The sequence below is a fragment of the Bartonella sp. AD328YNZD genome (genome assembly GCF_042196425.1).
Window position 1 is genome coordinate 1 of record NZ_JBHIQG010000103.1, and the last position, 7,374, is coordinate 7,374.

Sequence of the window (7,374 nt, forward strand, 5' to 3'; positions counted from 1 at the left end):
AGGGCTGCTTGTACACGTTCACGGCTTTCTGCAACTGCCTTATCAGCTAATCCAACAATAGCCATTCCTATTTTACCAGACGAAATCATAACCTGTACATCGACAGGGACTGCTTCTAGACCGCGAAAAGCAACAGTTGTAATACGTGCGATCATTTATTTATTTTCCCCCTTTAGACTTGGTAGAGACAATCATATCTATTTATAAAAATCAAGAAGCATCTCTATAGCTTTTTTTATAGAGAGAACTATATACGTGGGCAGTTTTTTAGCATTCCCATGGAAAGTCATTTGTACAAATTTAACCATGATGATATGGGACGCAATAAAACATTTATAATAAGCTAAATAAATATGTTAAGAAAAAAAAGAATGAGGCTGTTCGTGTTATACAACAGTGCAGAATTTTATGAAAATATAAGGGGAGGATAACGTTATGTATCGCAGAGTGTTATTTGATGTGATAAAACGTGTAAAATGTGCAAAGTAATTATATTTACCTTTCTTATTTTTATATTATTTAAAGCGTAGTAGATGCAAAGTGTATTATAAGGTATCTGATTTTATGGTATACCAGACAAGAATTTTGTTAAAATCAGGGACTATGCGCTGTGTATTTATAGGCTTGTGTTTTACTTTTTCTTTTCCACAGCCACTTGCTGCATTTGATTTTTTCGGCATCCCTCTTTTTGGTCAAAAGAAAACAAATTCTTCTTCACATTATGCTAAAAGTACAGAGAAATTTTATAAAGTTGATGTTGTTGCACCGCCAGGTGCACCATTAGAAGGTATAAAAATAGTTAAATCTGTTTCTTCTCTTGTTGCTGATAAAGAGAAAGCATCCGCCAGTTCTTCTGGTTTGCTCGCCAAGGCGCGTTCAGATTATCGAGCAATTCTTTCTGCTCTTTATGCTGATGGACGCTATGGTGGTATTATTAGTATTAAAATTAATGGCTTAGAAGTCGCTGATTTAAGTCCGGTAACTCAACTTCCAGCACGGTCCAATATTGTTATTACAATTAATGCTGGTCCACAATATGTTTTTAGTATTGCAAATATTGATAAAGTAGCTCCGTTTGAAAAACGTAAAGCGCATAAAATGCCCACAATTGAAGAATTGGGCTATAAAGTTGGGGCTATTGCTAAATCTGAAACTATTTTGAAAGCAGAAAAATGGGCGATAGAAGGATGGCGGCAACAAGGTTATGCTAAAGCTAAAATTATGAAGAGTGAGGTCGTGGCTGACCATGCTGCGTTGCGTGTTGAAGGACGGATTGTTGTTGCTCCTGGACAAAAGGCTTATTATGGTCCTTTAAGTGTGCGTAATATAAGTAAGAAACCACGTGTAGATTCAGCTTATATCGCGTGGATGACCGGATTGAAACCAGGGCAGATATACGATTCCGATGCGTTAGCTAAGGGAAATGAACGTCTTGCGCGCCTTGGTGTTTTTCGTGCTATCAATATACGTGAGGCTGATACTATTAATCTAGATGGACGTTTACCGCTTGCACTTGTTGTACAAGAACATAAACCGCGTCGTTTTGGTGTAGGCGGTAGCTATTCAACTTTAGACGGTGCCGGTTTTGAGACTTATTGGATGCATAACAATCTTTTTGGTCATGCAGAGACTCTTAAAATTGAAACAAAAATAACTGGTGTTGGTAGCAATAAAAAGCAATCATATAATTTTAAAAATTTTGATTATCTTTTCGGAGGCACATTTGTAAAGCCCGGTGTACTCACGCCAGATACAGATTTCAGGTCAGAATTAAAAATACAACAAGATGTTTTAGAAAATTATACGACAAAAGCCATCAAAGGAAAATTAGGTATTACGCATATTTTTAATGGTAATCTATCGGGACAGGCTGCTGTAGAAGTTTCAAATGGTTATTCACGTGATGTCTATTTTGGGAGCCGTAATTTTACAACAATCGGTTTCCCTAGCGGCTTGATTTACGATAGTCGTAATAATAAGTTTAATGCAACAAAAGGTTTATATGGTGAAGTTTTCATTGAGCCTTTTTATGAGATGCGTTTTAGCAACTTTGTTGCAAAAGTAACAGCAGAAGGTCGCTCTTATTGGGCGTTGGATGAAGGGGATCGTTTTGTTGTTGCTGCGCGGGCAAAGCTTGGTACAATTCTTGGGAATGATACAGCACAAGTACCCGCAAATACGCTTTTTTTTGCTGGTGGTGGGGGCTCTGTTCGTGGTTATGCTTACCGTAATATTGGTATCAAAACAGAAAATGATGGGGTTGTTGGTGGACGGGCGCTTATTGAGGGGTCAGCAGAATTGCGTGTTTCTTTAAATGATAAAATAGGGTTTGTCAGTTTTCTTGATGGAGGTTTAGTAGGGGAAAAGGCGAATTTTGATTTTTCTCAAAAAATTAAATGGGGAGCCGGTATAGGAGGTCGTTATATGACGGGTCTTGGTCCTTTACGCGTTGATTTAGCCTTTCCTTTAAAGAGAGAGAAGGGTGACCCTCGCATTGGTTTTTATGTGGGTATAGGGCAAGCATTTTAATGAAAAAAGGTGCACGTTTATCAGCTTTCTTCTTTGTATTTTTGTTTTTTGGGGTGGGTTGTTTTGTTTTTGCGCAAAGAGGAGACATTCTTCCCTCTAGCGAAATGAAAACAGATGATCGCTCATGGTTTGTTTCTTTAATTGAACGAAAGCTTTCAGCGCCTAATCGTCAAGTTCGTTTACACAATATGCAAGGGACACTGTCTTCTCAAACATCAATTGATACTATTACTGTCAGTGATAAAAAAGGGGTTTGGCTTAAAATTACCAATGCTAAAATGGATTGGAATCGTCTAGCGTTGCTGAGAGGGCGGATGGATATTAACCAGCTTTCGGCAGAACAGGTTACATTTTTACGCAAACCGCAAGGCAACTCTTCTTTTGTTTCTTCCCTTGAGACAGGTAAGTTCTCTTTACCAAAATTGCCGCTTGCTCTTTCTATCAATACACTTACAGCCCAACATGTGACATTTGAACAGAATCTTTTTGGTTTTTCTGCTGATATATCCTTAAAAGGCAATTTCACCTTGGCTAGTGGTAATTTTGATGTCGATATAGCAGCTCATCGTTTAGATGCACCGGGTTCTTTTTCTGTTCTCACCAAGATATCTGATAGTAATCGTACAGCTCAAATTGATATTTCTGCTAACGAACCACAAAATGGTATTTTGGCGAATATTTTTAACATTGAACAACGTCCGGCATTAAATCTCGTCATGAAAGGTGATGGTACTTTTGATGATTTGGTTATCAAACTTTCTTTAGAGTCTGATCATCATTCTATTGTAGATGGTAATGTTATTCTTGCAAGCGTTCCAGAAGGACAGAGTTTTTCTACGAAACTAGAGGGAACACTGAGCCCTTTAATACCTTCTCAATATCGTAGTCTCTTTGAATCTAATATAACATTAAAAGCAAAGGCAAGAAGAACAAAAGAAGGTTTGACACACCTTGATCAGATGGTTATTCAGAACAAAGCAATGAATGTTATAGTCAATGCTGAAATAACCGCCGATGGATTCTTGCGACGGCTTTTTGTTGATGGCAAAATGGCTCTTGATAACGAAAAGGAGTCTGTTCATTTATCTGTATCAGAAGTGCCAAAACCTGCGAATACTCTTGCTTTGAACATTGACTATGGTCGCGAAGGGCAACAATCTTGGAATGGGCGGTTGGTTGTAAGTCATTTAAGCAATAAAAATATTTATATTCGCGATGCAATTTTTGATATGGGAGGAGTAAGCGAAAATCTTGATAATGTAGCTTCTCGTCATGTTGGTGTTCAGGTTAAAGGGACGCTTCAAGGGGTTAAAAAGATTAAGGGAGCGTTAGTAGAAAATTTAAGCCAAGCGGTTCATGTGCATTTAGATACTGATATTGTTTCGAATAAACCAATTTTGATTCATGATCTGAGTGTTACGGCTCAGGGTTTTTCTTCTTGGTTAAAAGGGACAATGGAGAATTTTGTTTTTAAAGGCGATCTCGGTTTAAAAGCTCAAACATTAACTCCTTTGGAAGTGTTCAGTAAACAATCACTTTCTGGTAATGCAGATATTAAAGCCAAAGGAACGATCAGTTTATTGAGTGGCATTTTTGATCTCCAATTATCAGGAATGGCTGACGATATGAAAATAGGCATGCAGTCTTTTGATCGTTTATTCAAAGGAAATACTAGTCTTTCAGGTGGAGTTGCTCGAAATACAAAGGGCTTCATTTTACGTCATTGGAATTTGAAAAATCAATATACAAACATAAAGGCTAATGGTTATTTTTCAGATGAAAGCGCTAAAATGGACTTATCTGCTCAAATATCTGATTTGTCCAAATTAGACCCAAAGATAAGTGGTGCACTTACAATTCAAAGTACGGCGAGAGGGAGCAATAGCCATATAAAACTAAATACACGTGCTCATGTGGCTGAAGCACTCTTTGTGGGGAAGAAACTTCAAAACACAACGTTTAACATAGAGGCACTTATGGATAATACAGCACCGATTACTTCTTTAACAGGAGTTGTAAAAGGTGAAGGAACTTTTGCTAAGAAACCTTTGCATTTATCGGCCTCTTTTGAAGATTCTCATAAAATTCGAAAACTTGAAAATATCGATATTAGAGGGGGAAATGCAAAAATAACCGGTGGTCTTTCTCAACAACTTGGAGGTTTTTTGAAAGGAGCGCTGCATATTGATGCCGATGATATTTCCGTACTTTCAGCGTTATTTTTGCAGGATGGTAGTGGAAAAGTAAAAGGAGATTTTATTTTTGATGAACAAAATGGCAGACAAAAAACCAATGTGAAGGCGCATGTTAACCATTTGAATTTTTCCAAGAATAAAATAAAAAAATTGGCAATAGATGCTGATATATTCGATCCTTTTGGCATGACTCAGTTTGAAGGAGTTCTCAATGCAGAACATATTCAAACACCTTTGGTAATGGTCAATCGTTTAAATGCTCACGCTGATAGGAATAATGGACAAACGGTTTTTACTGTTCAGGCGATGTTGCATGATACTCTCAATGCACGGCTTTCTGGTCGTTTAATGGTTGAGGAACTTCCAGAAAGTATAAAACGAGAAGTGCAAATTGAAACTGTGGACTTAAAACAACATACTTTTCATGCAACATTGCTGAAGCCATCCATAATTGCTTTTGATAAAGATGGAATAACAATCAATGAATTAGGAATTGCAATAAATGGGGGCAACATCATCTTAGCAGGGAATATTCAAGATACCCTGAATTTACGACTTACAATGAATGCCCTTCCTGCTACTTTAGTCAATTTGTGGAAATCCGATCTTGGAGCAGCAGGGAGTGTAACAGGGCAGGTTATGATTCGTGGTCATTTAAAAAAACCTGATATAAATTACGATATAAAAGGTGAGGGACTGACAACCGTTGCTTTTCAAGATAAAAAAATTATGCCTTTTTCTCTTTCTGCTACGGGAAACACTGTAGATCAAAATCTTACTTTGAATGCAAATTTAACAGGAGAAGGAGTACAAGCACAAGCTCAGGGGCATATATCTCTAGAGAAAAATGCGCTTGATTTTCATATTAATTTGCAAAATTTATCTGCGCGTTTGGCGAATGGTTTTATTGCAGGACAAGCACTTGATGGGACAGTGATAGGTAAAGTTGATATTGGTGGAAGAATGAAGGATCCATCTGCTCATTTTGAGCTTTCTAGTCAAAATTTAACCGCTATGACGCCTAAAGGACCGATGTCAATCAATATAAATGCTCGTGGTTCTTATAAAAAATCGACATTTCATATTGAAAATATGATAGCTACTGGAGATAAAGGATTAGATCTTTCCATCCATGGGCCTGTATCTCTTAATGGTTCAGAGGCAAAATTAAACGTTAAAGGGATAATGCCTCTTGATTTTGTTAATCTCTTATTAGCCAAGCGTGGTGCACATATAACGGGTACAGCAAGAATTGATACAGCTCTTAATGGGGCATTATCAAAGCCACAATTGATAGGAAATATTTCTATAGGCGACGGTAGCTTTTTTGATTCACAAACAAATGTAGGATTGAATAATATAACAATTGAAGGCAAATTGAAAGGTGATCATATCCTTATAGAAAAAGCTTCAGCTTCTTCGTTTGAGGGGGGAGGAATTTCTGCTTCAGGTCGTATTTCTAATGGTCTAGAGACAGATTTGATATTTCATCTTGATAATGCCAATTATAATGATGGTTCTATGATTCTGGCAACATTATCAGGTGAGATGACAATGACAGGTCATTTTTTAAATGATCTTGTTCTTGGTGGTGATATCATCGTTGAAAAAGCTGAAGTTTTTGTTCCTGATCATTTTAAAAGTGCCAAGTTTCTTGATGTTAGAAATAAGAATTTAACTAAATCGATTCAAACAACACTTGAACGTGCTGATGTTAAGAACACGAACAAAAGCAAAAGCCGTATAGTTACACAAGAATCTTCATCTGTCGTGCTATCAAATATGCGTATTACTGCACGCAATCAATTTTTTGTACGCGGAAAAGGCTTAGATGCTGAACTGGGAGGACGCATTAATCTAGCAGGTCCATTGAATGATGTGCATCCAGTTGGTGAATTTAGAATGATTCGTGGACGTTTTGATATCCTGTCGCAACGTCTTAATTTCGATCAAGGACAAGCGAGTTTTAGTGGTAATCTTAATCCTACGGTTTATTTTGTAACCAACAATAACAGTGGTGATATTCGCGTCACTGTAACTGTAAGTGGGACGGTTGATAATCTTGATATTAATTTTTCATCACAACCAAATTTGCCTCAGGATGAGATTTTGGCGCGTTTGATTTTTAATCGCTCTCTTAATGAATTATCACCATTTCAGATTGCTCAACTTGCAGCGGCAGCGGCTGATCTTGCAGGTGGTTCTAATACATCTTTGTTGAATACTTTACGAACTAAAATTGGACTTGATGATCTTGATGTTATCGTTAATGAGAAGGGTAATACAGGCTTACGTATTGGACGCTACATACACAATAATATTTATTTGGGCTTTGAAGCAGGGTCTGATGGAACAACGAAAGGGACAATTAATTTAGATATTTCGCGTCATCTCAAAGCTAAAGGTGCCATAGGAAATGAACAAAATTCTAGTATAGGTCTCTTTTATGAAAGAGATTATTAAAGATTGAATTTAAAAAAACAATTTCTTCGTTTTTTGTCTCTCATTTCTAAATCTGAGGAAGAAGACATAGACTAGAAATACTATAAAAGAAGAAGCTTTTTGTTGAGGCTTGAAGAGAACTATCTGAAATATTCGATTTATTCTCTAAAGGGACAAAATCTTCACGAAAGATAGTATGTTATTTTGC

The 7,374-nt window shown here is 37.0% G+C and carries 3 protein-coding genes; 2 read left to right on the plus strand and 1 reads right to left on the minus strand.

What is annotated here, in order from left to right; translation table 11 throughout:
* Window positions 1-155, minus strand: a 155-nt coding sequence (locus ACFIO3_RS06245) for a magnesium chelatase domain-containing protein (RefSeq protein ID WP_375704206.1), incomplete at its 3' end; no start/stop codon positions are given.
* A 409-nt stretch (window positions 156-564) separates the two neighbouring features.
* Here ACFIO3_RS06245 and ACFIO3_RS06250 point away from each other — a divergent pair.
* Window positions 565-2,529, plus strand: a complete 1,965-nt coding sequence (locus tag ACFIO3_RS06250) for an autotransporter assembly complex family protein (RefSeq protein WP_375606131.1) — start codon at window positions 565-567, stop codon at window positions 2,527-2,529.
* The gene (locus ACFIO3_RS06255) at window positions 2,529-7,187 is read left to right on the plus strand and encodes a translocation/assembly module TamB domain-containing protein (protein ID WP_375614913.1); all 4,659 of its coding nucleotides are present in this window, start codon (window positions 2,529-2,531) and stop codon (window positions 7,185-7,187) included. The genes ACFIO3_RS06250 and ACFIO3_RS06255 overlap by 1 nt, the downstream gene beginning before the upstream one ends.
* Window positions 7,188-7,374: the final 187 nt, after the last annotated feature.